23 protein-coding genes are annotated in these 22,936 nt (G+C 56.4%); 15 read left to right on the top strand and 8 right to left on the bottom strand.

The genetic code is table 11. The features are described from left to right. Positions 1–49: 49 nt before the first annotated feature. The 4 genes from L1F30_RS14485 to prsK all read right to left on the bottom strand — a co-directional run bounded on the left by L1F30_RS14485 (position 50) and on the right by prsK (position 4,854). On the bottom strand, positions 50–676 hold the full coding sequence (locus L1F30_RS14485) for a hypothetical protein (RefSeq protein ID WP_253357173.1): 627 nt from the start codon (positions 674–676) through the stop codon (positions 50–52). Between the two features lie 181 nt (positions 677–857). Further along, the gene (locus L1F30_RS14480; RefSeq protein ID WP_253357171.1) at positions 858–1,286 is read right to left on the bottom strand and encodes a hypothetical protein; all 429 of its coding nucleotides are present in this window, start codon (positions 1,284–1,286) and stop codon (positions 858–860) included. 122 nt (positions 1,287–1,408) lie between these two features. Next, the gene (prsR, locus tag L1F30_RS14475) at positions 1,409–2,773 is read right to left on the bottom strand and encodes a PEP-CTERM-box response regulator transcription factor (protein WP_253357169.1); all 1,365 of its coding nucleotides are present in this window, start codon (positions 2,771–2,773) and stop codon (positions 1,409–1,411) included. Continuing rightward, the gene (gene prsK / locus L1F30_RS14470) at positions 2,770–4,854 is read right to left on the bottom strand and encodes an XrtA/PEP-CTERM system histidine kinase PrsK (protein WP_253357167.1); all 2,085 of its coding nucleotides are present in this window, start codon (positions 4,852–4,854) and stop codon (positions 2,770–2,772) included. Before prsK ends, prsR begins: the two co-directional genes overlap by 4 nt. 249 nt (positions 4,855–5,103) lie before the next feature. On the opposite strand from prsK, the gene L1F30_RS14465 reads away from it, so the two are divergent. After that, entirely contained in the window at positions 5,104–5,976 is an 873-nt protein-coding gene (locus tag L1F30_RS14465; protein ID WP_253357165.1) for a sugar nucleotide-binding protein, read from the top strand. A 79-nt stretch (positions 5,977–6,055) separates the two neighbouring features. Here L1F30_RS14465 and fabB read toward each other — a convergent pair whose 3' ends face one another. From fabB to L1F30_RS14450, 3 genes are all read right to left on the bottom strand, one after another. Then, on the bottom strand, positions 6,056–7,267 hold the full coding sequence (gene fabB, locus L1F30_RS14460; RefSeq protein WP_253357163.1) for a beta-ketoacyl-ACP synthase I: 1,212 nt from the start codon (positions 7,265–7,267) through the stop codon (positions 6,056–6,058). Between the two features lie 111 nt (positions 7,268–7,378). Further along, positions 7,379–7,903, bottom strand: coding sequence for a 3-hydroxyacyl-[acyl-carrier-protein] dehydratase FabA (fabA, locus tag L1F30_RS14455; RefSeq protein WP_253357161.1), 525 nt, complete (start codon positions 7,901–7,903; stop codon positions 7,379–7,381). 174 nt (positions 7,904–8,077) lie between these two features. Then, positions 8,078–9,040 carry a polyprenyl synthetase family protein gene (locus tag L1F30_RS14450; protein WP_253361845.1) on the bottom strand — a complete coding sequence of 321 codons (963 nt, stop codon included), beginning with the start codon at positions 9,038–9,040 and terminating at the stop codon, positions 8,078–8,080. A gap of 218 nt (positions 9,041–9,258) precedes the next feature. On the opposite strand from L1F30_RS14450, the gene rplU reads away from it, so the two are divergent. The 4 genes from rplU to proB all read left to right on the top strand — a co-directional run bounded on the left by rplU (position 9,259) and on the right by proB (position 12,399). Then, complete coding sequence (gene rplU / locus L1F30_RS14445; protein WP_253357159.1) at positions 9,259–9,570, top strand: 50S ribosomal protein L21; 312 nt, start codon at positions 9,259–9,261, stop codon at positions 9,568–9,570. Between the two features lie 17 nt (positions 9,571–9,587). Then, a complete protein-coding gene (gene rpmA, locus L1F30_RS14440; protein ID WP_253357157.1) occupies positions 9,588–9,848 on the top strand; it encodes a 50S ribosomal protein L27 in 261 nt (86 codons plus the stop codon). 140 nt (positions 9,849–9,988) lie between these two features. Beyond that, on the top strand, positions 9,989–11,200 hold the full coding sequence (gene cgtA, locus L1F30_RS14435) for an Obg family GTPase CgtA (RefSeq protein WP_253357155.1): 1,212 nt from the start codon (positions 9,989–9,991) through the stop codon (positions 11,198–11,200). A 35-nt stretch (positions 11,201–11,235) separates the two neighbouring features. Then, positions 11,236–12,399: a glutamate 5-kinase gene (proB, locus tag L1F30_RS14430; protein WP_253357148.1), complete on the top strand. Its 1,164-nt coding sequence runs from the start codon at positions 11,236–11,238 to the stop codon at positions 12,397–12,399. Between the two features lie 95 nt (positions 12,400–12,494). On the opposite strand, the gene rpsT is transcribed toward proB, so the two are convergent. Continuing rightward, positions 12,495–12,761, bottom strand: a complete 267-nt coding sequence (gene rpsT / locus L1F30_RS14425) for a 30S ribosomal protein S20 (protein WP_253357146.1) — start codon at positions 12,759–12,761, stop codon at positions 12,495–12,497. A gap of 149 nt (positions 12,762–12,910) precedes the next feature. On the opposite strand from rpsT, the gene L1F30_RS14420 reads away from it, so the two are divergent. The 10 genes from L1F30_RS14420 (at position 12,911) to ispH (ending at position 22,927) form a co-directional block, all read left to right on the top strand. Beyond that, the gene (locus tag L1F30_RS14420) at positions 12,911–14,140 is read left to right on the top strand and encodes an HD-GYP domain-containing protein (protein ID WP_253357144.1); all 1,230 of its coding nucleotides are present in this window, start codon (positions 12,911–12,913) and stop codon (positions 14,138–14,140) included. 170 nt (positions 14,141–14,310) lie between these two features. Next, positions 14,311–15,822: a murein biosynthesis integral membrane protein MurJ gene (gene murJ / locus L1F30_RS14415; RefSeq protein ID WP_253361843.1), complete on the top strand. Its 1,512-nt coding sequence runs from the start codon at positions 14,311–14,313 to the stop codon at positions 15,820–15,822. Positions 15,823–15,832: 10 nt separating this feature from the next. After that, the gene (locus tag L1F30_RS14410) at positions 15,833–16,135 is read left to right on the top strand and encodes a DUF3144 domain-containing protein (RefSeq protein WP_253357142.1); all 303 of its coding nucleotides are present in this window, start codon (positions 15,833–15,835) and stop codon (positions 16,133–16,135) included. Beyond that, positions 16,128–16,442, top strand: a complete 315-nt coding sequence (locus L1F30_RS14405) for a DUF3301 domain-containing protein (protein ID WP_253357140.1) — start codon at positions 16,128–16,130, stop codon at positions 16,440–16,442. Before L1F30_RS14410 ends, L1F30_RS14405 begins: the two co-directional genes overlap by 8 nt. Before the next feature lie 91 nt (positions 16,443–16,533). Next, complete coding sequence (locus tag L1F30_RS14400) at positions 16,534–17,160, top strand: FKBP-type peptidyl-prolyl cis-trans isomerase (protein ID WP_253357138.1); 627 nt, start codon at positions 16,534–16,536, stop codon at positions 17,158–17,160. An 82-nt stretch (positions 17,161–17,242) separates the two neighbouring features. Then, positions 17,243–18,193 carry a bifunctional riboflavin kinase/FAD synthetase gene (ribF, locus tag L1F30_RS14395; protein WP_253357136.1) on the top strand — a complete coding sequence of 317 codons (951 nt, stop codon included), beginning with the start codon at positions 17,243–17,245 and terminating at the stop codon, positions 18,191–18,193. A 22-nt stretch (positions 18,194–18,215) separates the two neighbouring features. Then, positions 18,216–21,020, top strand: coding sequence for an isoleucine--tRNA ligase (ileS, locus tag L1F30_RS14390; RefSeq protein ID WP_253357134.1), 2,805 nt, complete (start codon positions 18,216–18,218; stop codon positions 21,018–21,020). Next, positions 21,013–21,537, top strand: a complete 525-nt coding sequence (gene lspA, locus L1F30_RS14385; RefSeq protein WP_253357132.1) for a signal peptidase II — start codon at positions 21,013–21,015, stop codon at positions 21,535–21,537. Before ileS ends, lspA begins: the two co-directional genes overlap by 8 nt. Further along, entirely contained in the window at positions 21,534–21,983 is a 450-nt protein-coding gene (locus L1F30_RS14380; protein WP_253357130.1) for a peptidylprolyl isomerase, read from the top strand. Before lspA ends, L1F30_RS14380 begins: the two co-directional genes overlap by 4 nt. Further along, positions 21,983–22,927 carry a 4-hydroxy-3-methylbut-2-enyl diphosphate reductase gene (ispH, locus tag L1F30_RS14375; protein ID WP_253357128.1) on the top strand — a complete coding sequence of 315 codons (945 nt, stop codon included), beginning with the start codon at positions 21,983–21,985 and terminating at the stop codon, positions 22,925–22,927. The genes L1F30_RS14380 and ispH overlap by 1 nt, the downstream gene beginning before the upstream one ends. The last annotated feature ends 9 nt before the right edge of the window (positions 22,928–22,936 follow it).

Below are 22,936 nucleotides of genomic sequence, written 5' to 3'. Positions count from 1 at the left end.
GCGCCTTGTGAAATGAGTGTTTGTAAAATAAATCGACAACGCCTTCGCGCTAGGTGCGGTGGCGCACAATCACTAGCCCGATGATGCCAATAATGAGTAATACGATGCTCCCGCCTTCGGGCAGGCCGGTTATTTCCAGGGCGGTCACATAAAATTGGGTATTGTGGTAGGCAAGGGTAACAGCCGTATTGGCCGCCACCAAAAAGCTGCCAATGCTATTGGCCGCATGGTAGTTGCCCAACAGGCTGCCGGATTCTTTTACCTGAAGTTGCTGGCCGCCTACCCATAGGCTGGCGCCGCTTGCGAAGCCGCCGTCGTGATTGTTGTTCACCCACAAATTGCTGATGCGCACATCGCGATCAAAAACAAAGGTGAGCCATTCGCCGGTGTTTACGTTGTCGTCGTTGCCGGGCGCGCACTGGGCGTTGGTGTCTATATCTTTACAGGCGCCCAGGCCGCCGTAGTTGGCATCCATGTACGCGAATTGGGTGTTATCGTCGTCATTGTTGGCGTGTGCGGTTATGTTGAGGTTGCCCCAAGCGCCCGAGTAGCTGAGTGTGGCGTGGCCCTTTTCATGGGTATGCGCATCAGAGGCGAAATCCAGCAGGCTTGCATGGGTTGCTTGTGTGGTGAGTGCCATTGCACAGAAAAGCCATAAGGTTCTGAAATAATTCATGGTAATTCCTTCTGTAGCTATGCAGTTTTTGCTCATGCTTTACGCTGGGTGGCGCTGCATAAACTAGGCCGAAGGAGGTAAAGTGAAGGGAAATCAATCATTTGGCGTGGGGATGCTTGGCGTCTAAAGCATCTTTTGTAAAAAATCCTGACAGCGCCAGCAGCACCGGTTAGGCGTGCGCCTAGTGCAGCACTGTCAGTGGCACAAACTGGCTGTAAAGGCCGTTGTTATCGTAGGCGGCAATCTGGAATACAAATTCACCGTAAAGGTTGTCAAATGTGTAGCTATGCTGGGTGCCCTCTACAACCAGGTAGGTGAAATCCGGTGTAGCAAGTTTTCGATAACGTATTTCGAAGCCGCCAATTTCTTGGGTGAGCAGTGGTGTGCCATTTTCACGCAGGGTGGGCAGTTGCCAGGTGGCAACGGCTTGGCCCTGTATAACGCTTGTGGGCGTAGTTGTGGGTGATGGCGTAGGCGATGGCGCAGGGGTAGGCGATGGGGTGGCCGGTGCAGGCCCTGGGCTGGTTGGGGTATCGTTGCTGTTGCCAGCACCACCGCAAGCAGCCAGAAGCAGCCCCGCGGTTAGGGTAAGAAATAATTTTGAAAGCATACCGAAATAAAAACCTTATTTTTATCTGGCAGCTACTTTTGTCTGATTAGGTTTTGAGTGCAAGGGAAGGAGGCGCCATCACCGGCGCCTGTGACACCCCTCTCATATTTCGCTAAAAAAGTTTAAGAGTGGGTGGTAATGTTGAGTTCGTATTTCTTAATCAGGTCGTAAAAGGTGGGGCGGGTGATGCCCAGCAACTTGGCTGCACCCGATATGTTGTTGTCTGACATGCTGAGCGCCTGCAAAATGGCGGCCTTTTCTGCGGTGCTGCGCACTTGGCGCAAGTTAAGGCTGAGGCCATCGCTTGCGCGTAGCCCCAAGTCGTCGCAGGTGATCATCTTGCTTTCGGCCATAATCACGGCCCGTTTAATTTTGTTTTCCATTTCGCGCACATTGCCGGGCCAGTTGTGGGCCTCAATGGCGTTTACGGCCTCTGGGGTGAAATCGTTAATCACCTGGTCGTGCTCTTTGGCGAACCGGCGCTTGAAATGGCGGGCTAATAGCACTTTATCGCCGTTGCGATCACGCAGGGGCGGGATGGGCACGGTAATTTCACTGATGCGATAAAACAAATCTTCACGAAAGCTGCCCTCGGCCACCATGGCCTCCAGGTCTTTGTTGGTGGCGCACACTACGCGCACATCCACGGGGATTTCCTTGTGGCCCCCCAGCCGCTCGATGACGCGTTCTTGTAAAAAACGCAGCAACTTGGCTTGCAGGTTTAGGGGCATATCGCCAATTTCATCAAGAAACAGCGTGCCGCCGTTGGCGGTTTCTATTTTGCCGAGGGTTTGCTTGGCGGCCCCGGTAAAGGCACCTTTCTCATAGCCGAACAGTTCGCTCTCTATAAGATTTTCAGGTACTGCCGCGCAGTTAATGGCCACAAAGCGTTGCTCGGCGCGGGGCGATAACTGGTGAATGGCGCGCGCCATAACTTCTTTGCCGGTGCCGCTTTCACCCAGAATGCAGCAGGTTACGTTGGTGGGGGCAATTTTTTCCAGCGTGCGGCAAATTTTCAGCATGGAGGTGTCGTTGGTGATCAGGCCGTTCAGCGGCTGCTGCTGAACTTCCTGCAGCCTGCGATTTTCGGCCTCCAGATGGTGAATGTGAAAGGCGCGCTGCACGATTAAATCGAGTGCATTGGGGTCTACCGGTTTTTGGTAGTAGTCGTAAGCGCCCATGCCAATGGCGGTTACCGCGTGTTCGTGGCCGGTTTTGCCGGTCATTACAATGATTTTTGTGTGCGGTGAAATGCGCAGTATGTCTTCAACACACTTAAAGCCCTCTTCGGTGCCATCTTCATCGGGCGGTAGGCCAAGGTCTTGAATGATGACGGCTGCCTCATGCTTGCGCACTGCGGCGCAGGCATCGTTGCGGTTTTCTGCAAACACGGTTTCGTACTGCTCGAAATGCCAGCGCAGTTGGCTTTGCAGCCCGCGATCATCTTCAACAATTAACAGTGTGGGGCGATCTGTGGATGTGTTCATAGTGTTGCTGGTTTCCTTGCCGGGGCGCCGGTGTCTTGAGGCAGGTGCACCGGAATGCTAAAGGTGACTTTTGTCCCCTGCTTCAGCTGGCTGTATACCTCTAGGCTGCCGTTCAATTCCTTGATGTATTCGCGCGATAGATAGGCGCCTATACCCATGCCCTTGCCCGACTTGGTGGTGTCGAAGGGTTTGAACAGGCGATTGTGCACGAAATCCCAATCCATGCCACAGCCGGTATCGCTGATGATAATTGTGGCACTGGTGTCGGAGAGTTCCAGTGTAACATGTACGCTGCCGTCGTCGGGCGTGGCGTCTTGGGCGTTTTTAATAAAGTGGCTGATGGTCATTACCAGGCGCATCATGTCGGCGCGCAGGCAGTGATCGCCACGGGCCAAATCGCTGGTGAGAATTTGTCGGCTACCGTTGCACTCGGCAATGGCCTGCTTCACCGCATCGAATATGCGCACTTCCTGCACCAGTTCATTGCTGTTGCGTTTAAGTTTTTTCAGCAGGTTGCGCATGCGCTCAACGGAATTGCTGATGGTTACAATGGCGTCGTCTATGAAGGCCGGATTGCTTTTGTGCTTCTCTGCATTTTTCACCACCAGCGCCTGCTGGGCAATCAGGTTGTTGAGATCGTGAATAATGAATGCCACCAGTTTGTTGTAGGTGTCGAACTGCCGATTTTCTACCAGCTCTTCGGATTGCTGGTGCAGTTTCAGGTAGCTGGCGAGTTGGCGGCCGGTGGTTTTCAGAAGGTCTAAATCCTCCCAGGTGAGCGGAGAGCCCGTTTGTGGCTCGCTCAGCGCCATAAAGCCAATCAGTTCTGTGCCGGCAATGAGCGGGAAGATCAGCCACAGGCCCTCAATGTTTTCCGCCCACAAGGGCAGTTGTTCGTTGTGTTGGCTGAGGGTTTGATTATCTTTGGCGGCGGGGAAAAACACCCACTCGGATTTTAACAAGGTTGTGCAAAAGGGGCTGTTTGCGGGCTCGTTGGCAAGGTGCAGCTGGCTGTTTATAGACAACTGAAAAACCGGCACAAACTGATCTGAGCGGCGCACCCACAGGGCGCCACCGGGCGCTTTGGTAATGGAGGCTGCGGCCAAAAACGCGCGCTGGTTGGCCTCGTTGGCGTCTTCGGTGGGCATGGCTAAAAAGTTGATCAGGCGCAACCATTCCGAGCGGTAATCGTATTTGTGGCGAAACAGGTGTTTATTCAGTTGCACCGCCACCCGGGCGCGCAACCGTGAAGAAACCAGCAGTGTGAGAATCAGCAGCGTGGCGCCCATCAGCACAATGCTGTAAACCACCGAGCCCCAGTTGCCGCTGTATATGCGCACATAGTAGCCGCCGAGTGCGAGCACCATAAACAGTGAGCCCACCGCCAGTAAGGATGTGGTGTAAAAGGCCATGGGGCGCGACAGGGCGATACTGGCAGGCAGTGGCCCTTGCTGGGCAAGCAGCTGCATGCCCAGGCTTAGAAACAGGGTGACGCCAATGGATACCGCAGCCCGCGATTGCCACAACAGCGGGTCGAACTCCTGAAAAATAATGGCGTGGCTGTAGAGGTAAACGTCGTACAAAAATAATGCGCCCAGGCAAATGCAAATAAGTTTGTTGGGGCGATTATTTTGTGTGGCGTAGCGGTACACCTGTTCAACGCCCACCAGGCACGCCACCGAGAGTAACAATACAAGCCAGGTGGAAATCTGGTGAATGGCATCAAAACCCAGCAGTGCCGCCAATAGCACCAACGCGGTTACCGGCCAGCACACGCCAAATAGCAGCGTGAGGCTGGGGGGGAGTTTATGGCGGGTGGTGCCAATGAGCAGCGAGCGCAGCGCCAGGCTCCAAAAGGCAAAGTGCAGGCACTCCATCACCAACACATAGTGCGACGATAAGTTGAACCGGCTGAAGGTGAGGGCGATGGCCGCCATGTTGAGGCCGTGCATGGCCGCGGCAATGGCAAAGCCCACGAGCAGGTTGTTTTTTGCGCGCAGTGTCATCAGTACGGCAGCCAACACCCACGCCAGAATGGCGGCGCTGATAAATGCGGTAAGCGAGACCTGAGAAAATTCCATTGGGCGCAATCATCCGTGTTGCAGGAGGGCTAGTGTACCTATTCCTGCAGGCAGTACAAACGGCGCAAGCGTGTGGGCGCTGAGTTTAATGCAAAGGTATTAAGCGCAATGGGCTATGCTGTGACAAGGGCGGCACTTTGCGCAGCCTTATGTGGCTAAATTCGGCTCGTTTTATCCCGGCGGGCCTTGTAGAGTAGGGCCTTGGAGTTTTGCGATTGTTGCAACCACGTTCTGACGTTATTTGAATTTATGGCCATTACCATTTTGCTCACCGATACCGGCTCACCCTTGGGCACGGGCCTTCGACAAAAATTCGAATCTACAACCTTTCGATTTGTATCTGATCACCCTGAAGCTCTTAACTGGGCCGACCGCCATCAGGTGTCGGCGTATTTGGCCGAGGTGAAGCCGCAGCTGGTGTTAAACACCACCGGCTGGGGGGAAGGCGCTGCAGTAAAGCCCGAGTTGCTGGCAAGTGGCGCAGAGTGCCTGGCCAGCTGCCTGGCGGGCAGCAAGGTGCCGGTGGTGCATTTGTCGAGCTACCGGGTGTTTCACGGCGAGGGCCGGGTAAGCCATGGCGAGCAAGATGAGGCGCGCGCGGAAACCGATTTGTCGCGGGTGTTCCACCGCGCCGAGCAGGCGTTGTTGCACTCTGTGCCGCATTCGATTGTGTTGCGCTCAAGCTGGGTGCTCTCAACGGAAGGTGGCAGTTTGCTGGCGCGCTTGCTGGCAGATTTTCAGGCCGGGCGGGCCACGGTGGTGAGCGATCAGTGGCGCGGCACGCCGGTGCTGGTTGCCGATGTGGTGCGCGCCGTGTACGCCATGACCCAGCAAATTATTTACGGCGCCGAAAACTGGGGCGTGATGCATTTTGGCAGCAGCGATGTCTGCTCTGAGTTGGTGTTCGCCAATAAGGTGCGCGACATGGTGCTGGCAGAAACCGGCCGTGAGCTGCAACTTGAAGAGCTTGAAACCCCCACCGACAACAGCGCTGTGCTGGAGATGCGCCGCCTGCGGGAAAACTTCGGCATTCAGCCGCGCTCTTGGCGCCAGGGGTTGAAGCCTGTGGTGAATCGTTGGCTTAAGCTTCACAATCTCGTTGCCGATGCCCAAAGTGTGTGAATTGCACAGGGGCGTTTGCTTTGTGTAAACCCATAAAAAAGGCGCCGGATGGGCGCCTTTTTTAATTCACTAACGCTTGTTAATCGAGCTTTTCAAACACCAGGCAGGCATTGGTGCCGCCAAAGCCGAAGCTGTTAGACATGGCGCGCTTGATGCCGACTTCTTTGCGCTCGGTGAGAATGTTCAGTGTGCTGGCGGCATCGTCAAGGTTTTCAACGTTGGCGCTGGCGCACAGAAATTCGTTTTCCATCATCAGCAGGCAGTAAATGGCTTCCTGCACGCCGGTGGCACCCAGCGAGTGGCCGGTTAGGGATTTGGTGGAGCTGATGGCGGGCGATTTATCGCCAAACACGCGGGTAATGGCGCCCAGCTCTGCCACATCACCCACGGGGGTAGAGGTGCCGTGTGAGTTGATGTAGTCGATGTCGCCCTTAACGGTAGACATGGCCATTTTCATGCAGCGCTCGGCACCTTCGCCAGAGGGCGCTACCATGTCGTAGCCGTCTGAGGTGGCGCCGTAACCTACCAGTTCTGCGTAGATTTTCGCACCGCGCGCTTTGGCGTGTTCATACTCTTCCAGCACCAGGCAGCCACCGCCGCCGGCAATCACAAAGCCGTCGCGGTCTGCGTCGTAGGCGCGCGAGGCTTTTTCCGGGGTGTCGTTGTACTTGGTAGAGAGTGCACCCATGGCGTCGAACAGGGCGGTGAGTGTCCAGTGTTCTTCTTCGCCGCCGCCGGCGAAGACGATGTCTTGCTTGCCCATTTGAATCAGCTCCATGGCGTTGCCAATGCAGTGGGCACTGGTGGCGCAGGCGGAGCTTATGGAGTAGTTGTAGCCCTTGATTTTAAACGGCGTGGCCAAACAGGCAGACACAGTAGAGCCCATGGTTTGGGTAACGCGGTAAGGGCCTACACGCTTGATGCCTTTTTCACGCACGATATCGGCAGATTCCACCAGGTTGGCAGAAGAGGCGCCGCCAGAGCCCATAATCAGGCCTGTGCGCTCGTTCGATACCAGCTCTTCGCTTAAGCCCGCATCTTCAATGGCAGACTTCATGGCAACGTAGGAGTAGCCCGCCGCATCGCCCATAAAGCGCAGGGTTTTGCGATCGATGTGTTCTTTAAGGTCAATATCCACTACGCCTGCAACGTGGCTGCGAAAGCCCATGTCGGCGTATTCTTGTTTAAAGCGAATGCCTGAGCGGCCCTCGCGCAGGGCTTCGGTAACCGAAGCTTTGTCAGTTCCCAGACAGGAAGTGATGCCTAAGCCGGTAACTACAACGCGTTTCATATATGACCTCTGATTATCGTCGCGGCCCGCCGGTGGTGCGCGGTGCCGGTTGCAGCCTGTGTTATTGCTTTGGGGCCGGCAAGCCGGCCCGGCTGCGGGTGTTCGGTTAAGTTAGAAAGAGTCGGTGTTGGTGAACAGGCCAACACGCAAATCTTTGGCAAAGTAGATGTCTTTGCCATCTACAGAGACGCGGCCATCGGCAATACCCATAACGAGTTTGCGCTCAATGACGCGCTTCAGATTGATATGGTAGGTGACTTTCTTGGCGGTTGGCAGGATTTGGCCGGTGAATTTCACCTCGCCTGAACCCAGTGCACGACCGCGGCCCTTGTTGCCTTTCCAGGCCAGGAAGAAGCCCACCAGCTGCCACATGGCATCCAGGCCCAGGCAGCCGGGCATTACCGGGTCGCCGGGGAAGTGGCAGTCGAAGAACCACAGGTCTGGGGTGATATCCAGTTCGGCAATGATTTCGCCCTTACCGAATTCGCCGCCCTGCGCGGAAATGTGGGTGATGCGATCAAGCATCAGCATGTTGGGTACCGGCAGTTGTGCGTTGCCTGGGCCAAACATACGGCCGTGGCCGCACTCTAGGAGATCTTCGCGCGCGTAGGCGTTCTTTCTGTCTTCAGGGATCATATGTCGCCTATTTAGGTTGGGGGCCTGTGTCGAGCCTGGGTAGTTGTTGCCTCGGCAAGCAAGGCCGGTGGAATGAGCAGGGCCAAGCGCTGCATTCATTCCCAATCTGCAAAGCCCGCCATTCTACCGGCTGAGCGGGGCTTGTCTAGCCTGCCTATTGGCTGGCAGCGGGGCTTAATGGTCGCGATCTACACTGAAATTGGCCAAGCTGATCAAGGCCTTTTTATAGTCGGAATCGGGCAGTTCGGCCAGTTGTGCAATGGCTTTTTGGGCTTGGGCGCGCGCGGCATCCAGGGTGTAGGTGGCGCCGCCTGTGGCTTCAACCACCGTCACTACGGCATCTAGCTGGCTGGCATCACCCTCGCGCAGCGCCTTGGCAACCAGTGCAGCCTGCGCCTCGGTGCCCTGTTGCATGGCCCTGAGCAGTGGCAGTGTGGGTTTGCCTTCGGCTAAATCGTCGCCCACGTTTTTACCCAGTGATTCGGCGTCGCCCTGGTAGTCGAGCGCGTCATCCACCAGCTGAAAGGCCAGCCCCAGGTGGTAGCCGTAGGTGCGCAGGGCCTGGCGCAGCGCGGGCTCGGCGCCGGCAAGCACGGCGGCGGTTTCGCAGGCGGCTTCAAACAGGGCGGCGGTTTTTTTGTGGATAACGGTGTAGTAGTCGGCCTCGGTGATTGCCGGGTTCTTGGCGTTTACGAGTTGCTGTACTTCACCTTCGGATATGGTGTTGGTGGTGTCGGCCAGAATGCCCATGACATCCATGTTGCCGATGCGCACCATCATCTGAAAGGCCCGTGAGTAAAGGAAATCGCCCACCAGTACCGAGGGCGCGTTGCCCCATTGGGCGTTGGCGGTGGGGCGCCCACGGCGCAATGCCGAGACGTCTACCACGTCGTCGTGCAGTAAGGTGGCGGTGTGGATGAATTCGATAATGGCGGCAAGCTCCAGTCTTGCTTCCTTCTTATAGCCCAGCGCATTGGCGCACAGCAGCACCAGCAGCGGGCGCAGGCGCTTGCCGCCGGCTTCCACCAGGTAGTGGCCAATGTTTTCCACCAGGCCTACGTTGGAGTGGAGCTTGTCGATAATCAGCTGATTGACCTGCTCGAAATCGGTGGCAACGGCTTGATGGAATGGCAGCATCTGGTTCTTTTCGCTTATGGGATAGGGCGCGGCCATGCTAGGCAGGGGGCGTTGGGGTGTCAAGGCTTGGGCGCCTGATCAAAAAAGCAGCTTGCGCGGGCTTTGGGCATCCAGTAGAATCGCGCACCCTGAAATTGCATACGACGCAAGTTAATAAAACGCAAGCCTTGGTGGGTGAGCTACTTCGTGTCGTCCAATTTTGTCAATTGGAGCGGTAAATGTACGCAGTATTTGAAAGCGGTGGCAAGCAGCATCGCGTAGTCGAGGGTGAAACCCTCAAGCTCGAGAAAATCGAAGTAGCAACCGGTGAAACCATTGAGTTTGACAAGGTTATGCTGATCGCCGATGGCGACAAGGTTTCTCTGGGCGAGCCTTTGGTGAACGGTGCCAAGGTTACAGCTGAAGTCGTAAGCCACGGTCGCGGTGACAAGGTAACAATTGTTAAATTCCGTCGTCGTAAGCACTCGATGAAGCGTCAAGGTCATCGTCAGTGGTTTACTGAAGTTAAAATCACTGGCATCAAAGCTTAATAGAGGAGTATTGACTCATGGCTCACAAGAAAGCTGGCGGTAGTACGCGCAACGGTCGCGATTCCGAAAGTAAACGCCTTGGTGTTAAGCGCTTTGGCGGTCAGCAAGTGCTGGCAGGCAACATCCTGGTTCGTCAGCGTGGCACTCGCTTCCACGCCGGTGAGAACGTAGGTGTTGGTAAAGATCACACCCTGTTTGCCAAGGCAACCGGTGAAGTGAAGTTTGAAGTAAAAGGCGACAAGAGCCGTAAATTTGTAAGCATCATTCCTGCTGCTTAATTTCGGCCTTTGCCTGGTATTCGGAAAGCCCTGTCGTCCGCGATGGGGCTTTTTGCGTTTTGATCGATTGGTTTGATGTACCCAAAGTTGGCTAAAATAGTAGCCGCGGATATTTAGGCCCCCAGGGGCAGGAGCAACGCGTGAAGTTTGTAGATGAGGCGCCCATATTTGTGGCTGCCGGTGATGGTGGAAATGGCCTCATGAGCTTTCGCCGCGAAAAATTCATTGCCAAGGGTGGCCCCGATGGGGGTGACGGTGGCGATGGCGGCAGCGTGTACCTCGAGGGTGATGAAAGCCTCAACACCCTGATTGACTACCGCTACCAGCCTAAATATCGCGCAGAAAACGGCCAAAAAGGCGGCTCAAGCCAGTGTACCGGTGCCAAGGGTGCCGATGTGGTGCTGAAGGTGCCTGTGGGTACCACCGTGATTGATGTGGATACCGATGAGGTGCTGGGTGATCTGCGTGCGCACGGCGAGCAATTGCTGGTGGCCAAAGGTGGTTGGCACGGGCTGGGTAACACCCGGTTCAAGAGCTCAACCAACCGCGCGCCGCGCAAAACCACCCATGGCAGCGAAGGCCAGAAGCGCAATCTGAAGCTTGAATTAAAAGTGTTGGCCGATGTGGGCTTGCTGGGCTTGCCCAACGCGGGTAAATCGACGTTTATCCGCGCGGTGAGCTCGGCCAAACCGAAAGTGGCCAACTACCCTTTTACCACCCTGGTGCCAAACCTTGGTGTGGTAAAGGTGCAGGCGCACCGCAGTTTTGTGGTGGCCGATTTACCGGGGCTGATTGAGGGTGCCTCTGAGGGTGCGGGGCTGGGTATCCGCTTCTTGAAGCACCTCACCCGCTGCCGAGTGCTCTTGCATTTGGTGGATATGGCCCCATTCGATGAGAGTGATCCCATTCAAAATGCACTGGCCATTGAGCGCGAGCTGGCATCTTTCAGCCCTACCTTGGCGGGGCGCGAGCGCTGGCTGGTTTTGAACAAGGCCGACCTGCTGCCGGCGGAGGAGTTTGATGCCCGCTGCCAGGCGCTGGTGGATGCCATGGCCTGGGAGGGCCGGGTGTTCAAGATTGCCGGCATAAATCAGCAGGGCACCGATGCACTGGCCGGCCAGTTGATGGATCACCTTGAAGGCGTCTGGGAGGCTGAGTCGGAAGATCCCGAATTGGCCGAGGCTGAGCAGCTGGCTCAGGCGCAAATGCAGCAGGAGGCGCGCGAGCGCATTACCGAGCTGCGCGAGCGTTATCGCGCACGCAAGGCCGAGCGTAAAGCTGCCGGCCATGACGACGATGACGATGACTGGAACGAAGACGACTATGATGTTGAATTCGTTTATGAACCTTAGAGAAGAGACCGACCTGAACGGGGAGCGGGTCAACTATGGAGACAAGTGGTAAACGGACCGAGTTACTTAATAAACAGCGTTGGGTTGTTAAGATTGGCAGCTCGCTACTCACCAACAATGGCCGGGGGCTGGATAAGCCCGCCATAGCCGGATGGGTGGAGCAGATGGCGCGCCTGCGGCAGCAGGGCATTGAATTAGTGCTGGTGTCTTCCGGTGCTGTGGCTGCCGGTATGCGGCGCCTGGGGTGGGCCACCCGCCCGCACGCGATGCACGAGCTGCAGGCAGCCGCCGCCGTGGGCCAGATGGCGCTGGTGCACAACTACGAAAAAGAATTTCTGAAGTACGATCTGCAAACAGCGCAAATTTTGCTGGTGCATGACGATCTCGCCTCGCGTGAGCGCTACCTGAATGCGCGCTCAACCATCAAAACGCTCATTGAATTGGGCGTTGTGCCCATCGTGAATGAAAACGATACCGTAGTCACAGATGAAATCCGCTTTGGCGATAACGACACCCTGGGTGCGTTGGTGGCCAACATTGTGGAGGCCGATGTGCTGATTCTGCTGACCGACCAAGACGGCATGTATACCGATGATCCGCGCAGCAACCCGGATGCCAAGTTGCTAGACCGCGTGCCGGCCAGCGACGAGCGCCTGGATGAAATGGCGGGCGATGGCGGTGCCCTGGGCCGGGGTGGCATGGTCACCAAGGTGCGGGCAGCACGCCTGGCGGCGCTTTCGGGCACGCACACGGTGATTGTGGGGGGGCGCATTCCCGATGTGATAGACAGGCTTTCCCAGGGCGAGGCGCTGGGTACCTTGCTGCTCTCTGATGAAGAGCCGCAAACGGCGCGTAAGAACTGGTTAGCCGGCCACCTGCAAACCTGTGGCGAGTTGATCCTTGATGACGGTGCAGTGGAAAGCCTGCGCGAGCATGGTAGCAGCCTGTTGTCTGTTGGGGTCACCGACGTGTTTGGCAGCTTCAACCGTGGCGACATGGTGCTGTGCCTGGATCGCGAGGGCAATGAAGTGGCCCGTGGCTTGGCAAACTACTGCGCGCTGGATGCCCGCCGCATTGCCGGCCAGTCCAGCGAGAGCATTGAGGAAATACTGGGTTATATGGATGAGGTGGAGCTGATTCACCGCGATAACCTGGTGCTGAGCCTGATGCCCACCACTGTGGTGGAAATGGAGCTGTAGGGCTGGGGGCGGGGCGCCTTCGGGTGCCCTGATCCGTTGTTCAGGCATAAAAAAACCGGCTTGCGCCGGTTTTTTTACATCACCACGAGGGCAAATTAAGCAGCCAGGGCTTTAATTTGCGCATTCAGGCGGCTCTTGTGGCGAGCGGCCTTGTTCTTGTGGATGATGCCCTTATCCGCGATGCGATCGAGGACGGGTACAGCGGCAGCAAAGGCTGCTTTAGCTGCTTCTTGGTCGCCAGCTTTGATTGCTGAAACCACTTTTTTCAAATATGTGCGCGTCATGGAGCGCAGGCTGGCGTTGTGCTTACGAGCCTTCTCGTTCTGACGAGCACGTTTTTTAGCTTGGGGTGAATTAGCCACCGTGTTGCTCCTGTGAATAACTTGGTACAAATCAAGGACGCGACATTATGCGTATTTACAAGATGATGTCAACACCTATCGGGTTTTGGCATTCCGCCGGCGGGCGGCTAGTCTTACTGGGGCAGTTCACAGTTGGAGCCCACGGCACTATGGCGGCTAAGCACCTCAAGAAGATCCCCAAACACATGCTGGAAGTGGGCATGTTCATAGAGGAGTTTTGCGGCTCGTGGATGGAGCACCCTTTCTGGCGCAGTAAGTTTCTGCTGGATTCCGAGGCGGATCGTCAGCGCGTGCTCGCCAGCAGCATTACCGAGCTCTGGATTGATACCCAGCAGGGCAAAGACATTACTGAAGCCCAGGAAAAGGAGCGCCCCCAGGCGGCGGCGCCGGATGTAGAGGCCATCGCCCAGGCGCCTATTAACAAGGCGCAAATTAAGGCCTCCATGGCGCAGGAACTGGCGCGCGCGCAGAAAATATGTGGCCGTGCCAAAGAGGCGGTGACCCAGATGTTCGCCGAGGCGCGCATGGGCAAAGCGGTGAGCGCCGAAGATTGCCAGGCCATGGTGGAGGAAATTTCCTCCTCGGTAAGCCGCAACCCAGGTGCACTGATTAGCCTTGCGCGGCTGAAAAATGCCGATGAATACACCTACATGCACTCGGTGGCGGTGTGCGCGCTGATGATCGCGCTGGCCCGTGAATTGGGGCTTGATGACGCGCAAGTACAGCAGGCAGGGCTTGCAGGCCTGCTGCACGACATGGGCAAGGCGTTGATCCCCATGGAGGTGCTCAACAAGCCCGGCAGGCTCACCGATGAAGAGTTCGTGATTGTGAAGGCGCACCCTGAAAAGGGCCATGCGCTGCTGCAAGAGGCGGGCACGGCAAGCGCTGCGGTGATGGACGCCTGCCTGCACCACCACGAAAAAGTGGACGGCAGCGGTTACCCTCACGGCCTGGCCAATGATGATATAACCCTGCTCAGTAAAATGACGGCCGTGTGCGATGTGTATGACGCCATTACCTCCAACAGGCCCTACAAGCGCGGCTGGGACCCAGCGGAATCGCTGCGCAAAATGGCGGAGTGGAGCGAGGGGCATTTTGATCAGCAGGTGTTTCAGGCTTTCGTAAAAAGTATTGGTATTTACCCCACGGGCTCACTGGTGCGGCTGCGCTCCAAGCGCCTGGCTGTGGTGCTTGAGCAAGGCCAGCAGTCGCTCCTGAAGCCCCGGGTAAAGGTGTTTTACAGCGTGGCTAACAAAGCGCGTATACCGCCATTGGTGGTGGATTTGGCCGACCCCGGTTGCACCGAAGTCATAGACGGGCGCGAGCCGCCGGAGCAGTGGCAGTTCAAAGATCTGGATGAACTCTGGCAGGCAAGCTAGCGCAGTATTGCCGAGTGCCCGCTCTGCTCGCGGCTTTTGTGGCGCCAAGGAAATGGGTACACTGCCGGTCTTTACTTTCAGGTCAGGTTTTTGTGAGCCAGCCAGCCCCCGCTTCCTCCCCCGTCAAGCCGCCTCCCGGCCTGCTGCGCTCCAGTGGTGTGGTGTCTGTGATGACCTTTCTTTCGCGCATACTGGGGCTTGTGCGCGACATGGTGTTCGCCCGTTTCATTGGCGCGGAAGCCGGGGCAGATGCCTTCTTCGTTGCCTTTAAAATTCCAAATTTCCTGCGCCGACTGTTTGCCGAGGGTGCCTTCGCCCAGGCGTTTGTGCCGGTGTTGTCTGAATACCGCAGCCAGGGCAGCCATGCAGCCGTACAGGCCTTGGTGAATGCCGTAGCCGGCTGCCTGGGTTCGGCGCTGGTAGTGATTACGCTGTTGGCCTGCTTGGGCGCGCCTTGGGTGGCCTGGCTGTTTGCGCCGGGCTTTAGTGCAGACCCGGCCAAATTTGCGCTGGTGAGCGAGATGATTCGCATCACCTTTCCCTATTTGCTGCTGATTTCTCTCACGGGGCTGGCAGGCGCCATTCTCAATAGTTACGACCGCTTTGCCGTGCCCGCGGTGACGCCGGTGCTGTTGAATATTTCCCTTATTTTTGCGGCCGTTGTGGCCTCTGGCTGGTTTGAGGTGCCGGTGCTGGCTCTGGCCTGGGGCGTATTTGCCGCCGGTTGTATCCAGCTGCTGTTCCAATTGCCGTTTTTAGCGCGCATTCACCTGCTGCCGGTACCTTCGGCGGATTTTGCACACCCAGGCGTAAAGCGCGTAATGGTGCTGATGGTACCTGCGCTATTTGGGGTGTCGGTATCGCAAATTAACCTGCTGCTGGATACGGTGCTGGCTTCTTTTTTACCGACGGGCTCTGTGTCTTGGTTGTACTATTCAGACCGCTTGGCCGAACTGCCGCTGGGGGTGTTCGGGGTGGCAATTGCCACGGTGATCTTGCCAAGCCTTTCGCGCCAGCACGCCAGTGCCGATGCCGAAACCTTCAACAAAACCCTGAACTGGTCTTTGCGCATGGTGTTGCTGGTGGCGTTGCCGTCTACGCTTGCACTGCTATTGCTGGCCGTGCCCATTCTCAGCACCTTGTTTTTATACGGTAAAACCAGCGTGGGCGACATCGCCATGTCGGGCTTGAGTTTGCAGGCCTATGCGCTGGGGCTTACGGCGTTTATGTTGATTAAGGTGTTGGCGCCGGGCTTTTATGCCCGCCAGGATATGAAAACCCCGGTGCGTATTGGGGTGGTGGCCATGGTGGCCAATATGGTGTTGAACCTGGCCTTTGTGTTGCCGCTGCACAGTTATTTTCAGCTGGGGCATGTGGGCCTGGCGCTCGCCACGGCGGTATCTTCTCTGTTGAATGCGGGCCTGCTTTACTGGGGGTTGGCCAGCCGCAAGGTCATATGGCCAGACGGCGGTTGGCGATCTTTCGCGGTGCAGGCCTTGGTGGCGAATGCGGCCTTGCTTGCGTGGCTGCTTGTGATATTGCAGTGGGCGCCCCAGTGGGCGCTTGTTAGCTGGTGGCAGCGCGCCGGTTGGCTGGCATTAATTTGTGGTGTGGGTTTTGGCGTATACGCGCTGGGCCTGGTGTTGGCCGGTATGCGCATGCGGCACTTGAAAACTCGTTGAGGAAATAAACATGGCAGATACAGAAGAAGCGTTTTGGGCGTTGGTGGAATCTTTTATCGAGCAGGCCAATCAAGCCTCTGATGCAATGCCGTTAACGCAAGTGGGCGGGGCGCTAATGTGCGCTGCCAGCCGCTTTAATGCCTATGCGCTGGCGGCAAGTTCGCTGGATAGGGCATCGTTTAAAGAAGACAGTGAGCAATCACTTCACGATTACGCGGCCCAGTTTAAGCGGCTCTTGGCTGAAGACCTGGCCGATTACGGCGAGCACTACAAGGTGCTGATTGGCAATACGGACCCAGACGCCGATGCTTGAGCTGACAGACCTGATATTACTGTTTGTGGTGTGCTGGTTTGGCTGGTACACCTTGCGCGTGGCCCGTATCAAAGAAATTACGGTAAATGCCGTGCGCAGGCGGTGCGAGGCTGACGGCCTGCAGCTGCTCGATGGCACCATCGCCTTGTATAAGCTCTCGCTGGGGCGTGACCGCAGTGGTTGGGTGCGCGTGCGCCGTATCTACGGTTTTGAATTTACCGCCACCGGTGAAGACCGCAATTCGGGCCTGGTGAGTGTGCTGGGCAATCGCCTGGAGGCCATTGAGCTCTCGCCCCACCGCATCTAGCGGCCAGCCTTTGCTGGCTAGAACTCCCGGGTCCGTCCACAGGGCGGCCGCGCTCTGTTACACTGCCGACCTTTTGACAAGCGAGTGTGTAATGTCTGATTCAGAGAAGTTTAACAGCGTAGAAAAGCAGGTGAGCTACGGAATTGGCCGCCAGATGGGCGATCAGCTGATGTCTAACCCCTTCGATGGCTTATCTGCAGACGCTGTAGTGGCGGGCTTGGCCGATGTGATGGCAGGGCGCCCCTCCCAGGTGCCCGAGGAAGACCTGCACAAAGCCTTCAAGGAAATCAGCGAGCGCATGCGTGCCCAGCAAGAGGCCCAAGCCAAGGCCGCCGCCGGTGAAGGCGAGGCATTCCTGGCTGAGAACGCCAAACGCGACGGCGTGGTTACCCTGGCCTCAGGCCTGCAGTACGAAGTGATTAACGAAGGCGCCGGCAGCAAGCCCACCGCCGATTCCACCGTGCGCACCCACTACCACGGCACCTTGATCAATGGCGATGTATTCGACAGCTCATACGACCGTGGCCAGCCAGCGGAATTCCCCGTTAGCGGTGTGATTGCCGGCTGGACCGAGGCGCTGCAAATGATGCCTGTGGGTTCCAAGTGGCGTTTGTACGTGCCGCATCAGCTGGCCTACGGCGAGCGCGGTGCCGGTGGTGCCATTGCACCTTTCTCGGCGCTGGTGTTCGATGTTGAACTGCTCGACATCGTAAGCTAAGTGGCCCGGCGGCGGTGGCCGGCAGGTGCCCAAGCCTGGGCCCTGCGGTATACTGCCGCCTTGAAATATCCGGATAACTAACGTGCGGCAACCTTCCTTTGTTCATGGGCTCCACAATGTGCGTGCAGTGCACCGTGGTGGCGTGTTGACGATCGGTTCGTTTGACGGTGTGCACCGTGGCCATCAGGCCATGCTGGCATCGGTGATCGAAGCAGCCCGTGCCCGTGGCGTGCCAGCTGTGGCCATGACCTTTGAGCCGCAGCCGCACGAGTATTTTTCCGGTGAGCGAGCGCCTGCCCGATTAATGCGCCTGCGCGATAAGGTGCTGGCATTGTATGAGGTGGGTATAGATGTTGTAGTCTGCCTGCCCTTTAACGCCAAGTTACAACACCTCACCGCCCACCAGTTTGTGCAGCAGGTGCTGGTGGATGGCCTGGCTATCAGCGCCCTGGTAATTGGCGATGATTTCCGCTTCGGGTGTGATCGCTTGGGCGATTTTGCATTTTTGCAGGCCGCCGGTGCCGAGGCAGGCTTTAGCGTGCGCAACACGCCCACATTCAGCGAGGGTGGTGAGCGCGTGAGTAGCACCCGCATTCGCGAAGTGCTGGAGCAAGGTGATTTGCAAATGGCCGCGCAATTATTGGGCCGACCCTATCAAATGACCGGGCGTGTGGTGCAAGGCAAACAGCTAGGCCGCACCATTGGGGTGCCCACCGCCAACGTGCACTTGCACCGTTACCGCTCGCCGCTTGCGGGCGTATTTGCCGTGCGCTGTGAAGTGGATGGCAGCAGCTACATAGGCGTTGCCAATGTGGGTGTGCGGCCAACGGTAGAAGAGGGTGCCAAACCCATATTGGAAGTGCACCTGTTTGATTTCAAACGCGATATTTACGGTAAAAACCTGTGCGTAAGCTTTTGTAAAAAATTGCGCGACGAGCAAAAGTTTGAATCGCTCGCCCAGTTGCAGGCGCAAATTCACGCCGATATTGCCGCAGGTAAAAGCTTTTTTAACGAATTAACTCATTCACATTGATCTTTAATTTATTGGCCAAGACATGACCGATTACAAGCCGACTTTGAATTTGCCCGCCACGCCCTTTGCGATGAAGGCCAACCTGGCCAACCGCGAACCGCAAACGTTACAAAAGTGGACAGATGGCAAGCTCTACGAAACCATTCGCAAGGCACGGGCGGGCGCAGAAAAGTTTATTCTGCACGATGGCCCACCCTACGCCAATGGCGATATTCATATCGGCCACTCGGTCAATAAAATTTTGAAAGACATCATCATCAAAGCCAAAACCTTGAGTGGCTACGATGCCCCCTATGTGCCCGGTTGGGATTGCCACGGCCTGCCCATTGAACACAATGTGGAAAAGAAGGTAGGCAAGGCGGGCGCCAAGGTAGATGTAAAAACCTTCCGCAAAAAGTGCCGCGAATACGCCGCCAAACAGGTGGAAGGCCAAAAGCGCGACTTCATTCGCTTGGGCGTGCTGGGTGATTGGGATAACCCCTACCTCACCATGGATTTCAAATTTGAGGCCGACATCATTCGCGCGCTGGGGCGCATTGCTGAAAACGGCCATTTGGTGCGCGGCTTCAAGCCCGTGTACTGGAGTGTGGTGGGCGGTTCTGCCTTGGCTGAGGCCGAGGTGGAGTACCAGGATAAAACTTCAAACTCCATTTATGTTCGCTACCCCGTGGCCGATCAAGAGGATTTCGCCAAGCGCTTGGGTGGCCTGGAAGGCGCTGGCAATGTCTCGGTAGTTATCTGGACAACCACGCCCTGGACGCTGCCTGCAAGCCAGGCGGTAAGCGTAAACGCCGAGCTTGATTACGTGTTGGTACAAGCAGGTGGCGAGCGCATTCTGGTGGCCGAAGCCCTGTATGAATCTGTTCTGAAGCAGGTTGAACTTGAAGAGGGTAAGGTGCTCGCGCGCGTGGCGGGCCGCGTGCTCGAAGGGCTGCAGTTGGCACACCCCTTTTACAGCAAAACCCTGCCCGTTATTTTGGGTGACCACGTAACCACCGATGCCGGTACCGGTTGTGTGCACACAGCGCCTGATCACGGTATGGAAGATTTCGTGGTAGGCCAGGCCAATGGCATTGGCACGCTCAATTATATTGACGATAACGGCAATTACCGGCCGCAGGTGGAGCACTTTGCCGGTGATCACGTGTACAAGGTGGATGACAAAGTGATTGCGCTGCTCACCGAGCGCGGCGCGCTTTGGTCGCACAGTAAAATTACCCACTCTTACCCCCATTGCTGGCGCACAAAAACACCGTTGATCTTCCGTGCGACGCCACAATGGTTTGTGAGCATGCAACAAAACGGCTTGCTCGATAGCGTGCGTGGCGCCGTTGAAAAAGTGAAGTGGATTCCCGATTGGGGGCGTGCGCGCATCGATGGCATGCTCGATTCTTCGCCCGATTGGTGTATTTCACGCCAGCGCACCTGGGGCGTGCCCATTGCGCTGTTTGTTCACAAAGATACGCAAGAGCTGCACCCCAATACTGTTGCACTGGTGGAGCAGGTTGCCGAGCGCGTTGAAAAAGCCGGTATGGATGCCTGGTTTGATTTGGATGCCACCGAGCTTTTGGGCGCCGAGGCTCGCGATTACACCAAGGTGGTAGACACCCTGGATGTGTGGTTTGACTCAGGTGTAACACATTTTGCCGTGCTGAATCGCCGTGAAGAGCTGCAATACCCGGCAGATCTCTACCTGGAAGGTTCAGACCAGCACCGCGGTTGGTTTCAGTCGTCATTAAAAACGGCCATGGCCATCAATAATGCGGCACCTTATAAAGCGGTGTTAACCCACGGCTTCACCGTGGATGAAAATGGCCGCAAGATGTCTAAGTCTATCGGCAATGTGATTCCGCCTCAGAAAGTGATGAACGATTTAGGCGCCGATGTATTGCGCCTGTGGGTGGCGGCCACTGATTTCAGTGCCGAGATGAGCGTGAGTGATGAAATCTTAAAGCGCACTGCAGATTCCTACCGTCGCATTCGCAATACCGCCCGCTTTATGCTCTCAAACCTTTCAGGTTTTGAGCCTGCCGAGCACCAGGTGCCCGTGGATGAATTATTAGCACTCGATCGCTGGGCGGTAGAGCGTGCAAGCCAGTTGCAAAAAGAAATTCTGAAAGCCTACGACAACTACCAGTTCCACCAGATTTATCAAAAGCTACACAACTTTTGTGTGGTGGATATGGGCGGCTTTTATCTGGATATTATTAAAGATCGGCAGTACACCACGCAGGCCAACAGTTTGGCGCGCCGCTCGGCGCAAACCGCGCTGCATCACATAGTAGAGGCGTTTGCACGCTGGGTAGCGCCAATCTTGAGTTTTACCGCCGATGAAATGTGGGAGTTTATTCCCGGCGATCACAGCCAGCCTGTATTTGTTGCCGAGTGGTATAAATTCCCAGAGCCTGCAGTCGAAAACGCCATCAGCACGCAGGAATGGGTGCGCATTGCCGAAGTGAAAACTGCCGTGAACAAAGTGCTGGAGGCGCGCCGCGCCGCCGGTGAATTGGGTGCCTCTTTATCTGCCGAAGTGACATTGTTTGTGGATACTGAGCTTGAGCGCATACTGGCCAAGCTGCAAGATGAGTTGCGCTTTGTGTTGATTACCTCAAAGGCAATGTTAATGCCCCTGGCTGAGACGGGCGCCGAAGTAGATACCACAGAAGTGGCCGGTTTGAAGGTTATGGCGGTTAAATCGGCGCATGCTAAATGTGGCCGTTGCTGGCATTTCCGCGCCGATGTAGGCGCTCACGCTGAGCACTCGGAGCTTTGTGGCCGCTGTGTGGAAAATGTGAGCGGGGCAGGGGAGGTGCGTCACTATGCGTAAAACAATGCTTGGCGCCGTAACACTTCACAAAGGCCATTGGCTGGGGCTTGCGCTGGTGTTAGTGACCATCGTGCTGGACCAGTACACTAAAACCCTGGCCAGCAGTACGCTGACCTATGGCGAGCCTGTGTATGTGACGTCGTTTTTGAATTGGACGCTACTGCACAACCCGGGCGCTGCATTCAGCTTTTTGAGTGATCAGGGTGGCTGGCAGCGTTGGTTTTTTACCGTGGTGGCCGCTGTTGTGAGCGTGGTGCTGGCGGTTTGGATTGCGCGCTTGCCGCACAATAAATTGTGGGAACTCAGCGCTCTTGCATTGGTGTTAGGCGGCGCTGTGGGCAACCTGATAGACCGGGTGCTGCTTGGCTATGTGGTAGATTTTATCTCAATGCATTACCAGCAGCATTTCTGGCCGGCGTTCAACATTGCCGATAGCGCCATTTGTGCCGGTGTGGCGATGTTGATTATTGATATGTTTCGTTCAGGCTCCAGCAAAACGCAAGAAGGTTCGGTATGACTAAGGCTGCGTTCCCAATCGTTAAAGAGGGTTCAAGGCTCACGCTGCATTTTGCCGTAAAGCTGCGTGATGGCAGCGTGATTGATTCCAACTTCGAGCGCAGCCCCGCCGCATTAACCGTGGGCGATGGTAACCTGTTGCCGGGCTTTGAGCAGTGCCTGCTGGGGATGACCGCAGGCCAGCGTGAAACCTTTGTGGTGCCACCCGAGCGCGGTTTCGGGCAAGCGAATCCGAACAACGTGCAAGTATTCCCGCGCACTACTTTCGCCGCCGATATGGAGTTGGCCGAGGGTTTGGTGGTTTCATTTGCCGATGCGCAAAAGGCCGAATTACCCGGCGTGATTGCCGCCTTTGATGAGCGTGAAGTCACTGTTGATTTCAATCACCCGCTGGCAGGTAAAGAAGTGGTGTTTGATGTGCATATTGTCAGTGTGGAGGCCGCTTAATGGCTCAGGCGCCAACTATTCATCTGGCCAACCCGCGCGGTTTTTGTGCAGGTGTTGATCGTGCGATTGATATCGTAAACCGTGCCCTTGAGGTATACGGCGCGCCCATCTATGTGCGCCATGAAGTGGTACACAACAAATATGTGGTAGATGATTTGCGCTCGCGCGGTGCCGTTTTCGTTGATGAGCTCGACGAAGTGCCAGACGATACCATTGTCATCTTTAGCGCCCACGGTGTGTCGCAAGCGGTGCGCAAAGCCGCCGATGGCCGCGAGCTCAAAGTCTTTGATGCCACCTGCCCCTTGGTTACCAAGGTGCATGTGGAAGTGATGCGCTATTCCCGTGCGGGTAAAGAATGCATTCTGATTGGCCATCAGGGGCACCCGGAAGTAGAAGGCACCATGGGGCAGTACGACAGCCGCAATGGTGGCCGGATCTACCTGGTGGAAGATGAGCAGGATGTCGCAAGCCTTGTGGTACAAAACCCGGAGAACCTGGCCTACGTTACCCAAACCACCCTCTCTATGGATGATACCGCACGGGTGATTGATGCCCTGCGTACACGTTTTCCAAAGATAGAGGGGCCGCGCAAAGACGATATTTGCTACGCCACTACCAACCGCCAAGACGCCGTAAAACAGCTGGCCTTGGAATGTGATCTGGTGTTGGTGGTAGGCTCCGTTAACAGCTCAAATTCCAACCGCTTGCGTGAACTTGCCGAGCGATGCGGGGCGCGGGCCTACCTTATTGATTCTGAGGCGGACATAGACGCCACCTGGCTCAGTGGCGCTAATGCCATTGGTGTCACGGCCGGTGCCTCGGCGCCAGAGGTATTGGTGCAATCGGTTATCGCCCACCTAGAGCGCCTGGGTGCCCAGCGCCCGCGTGAAATGAGCGGTGCGGTAGAAACCATCAACTTCACCCTGCCAAAAGAGCTTCGCTAGCAGCCCTTG

This window comes from Simiduia sp. 21SJ11W-1, assembly GCF_024138675.1.
Lineage (GTDB): Bacteria > Pseudomonadota > Gammaproteobacteria > Pseudomonadales > Cellvibrionaceae > Simiduia.
The sequence above is the reverse complement of the archived record's forward strand: the minus strand, read 5'-3'. Positions and strand labels throughout refer to the sequence as shown.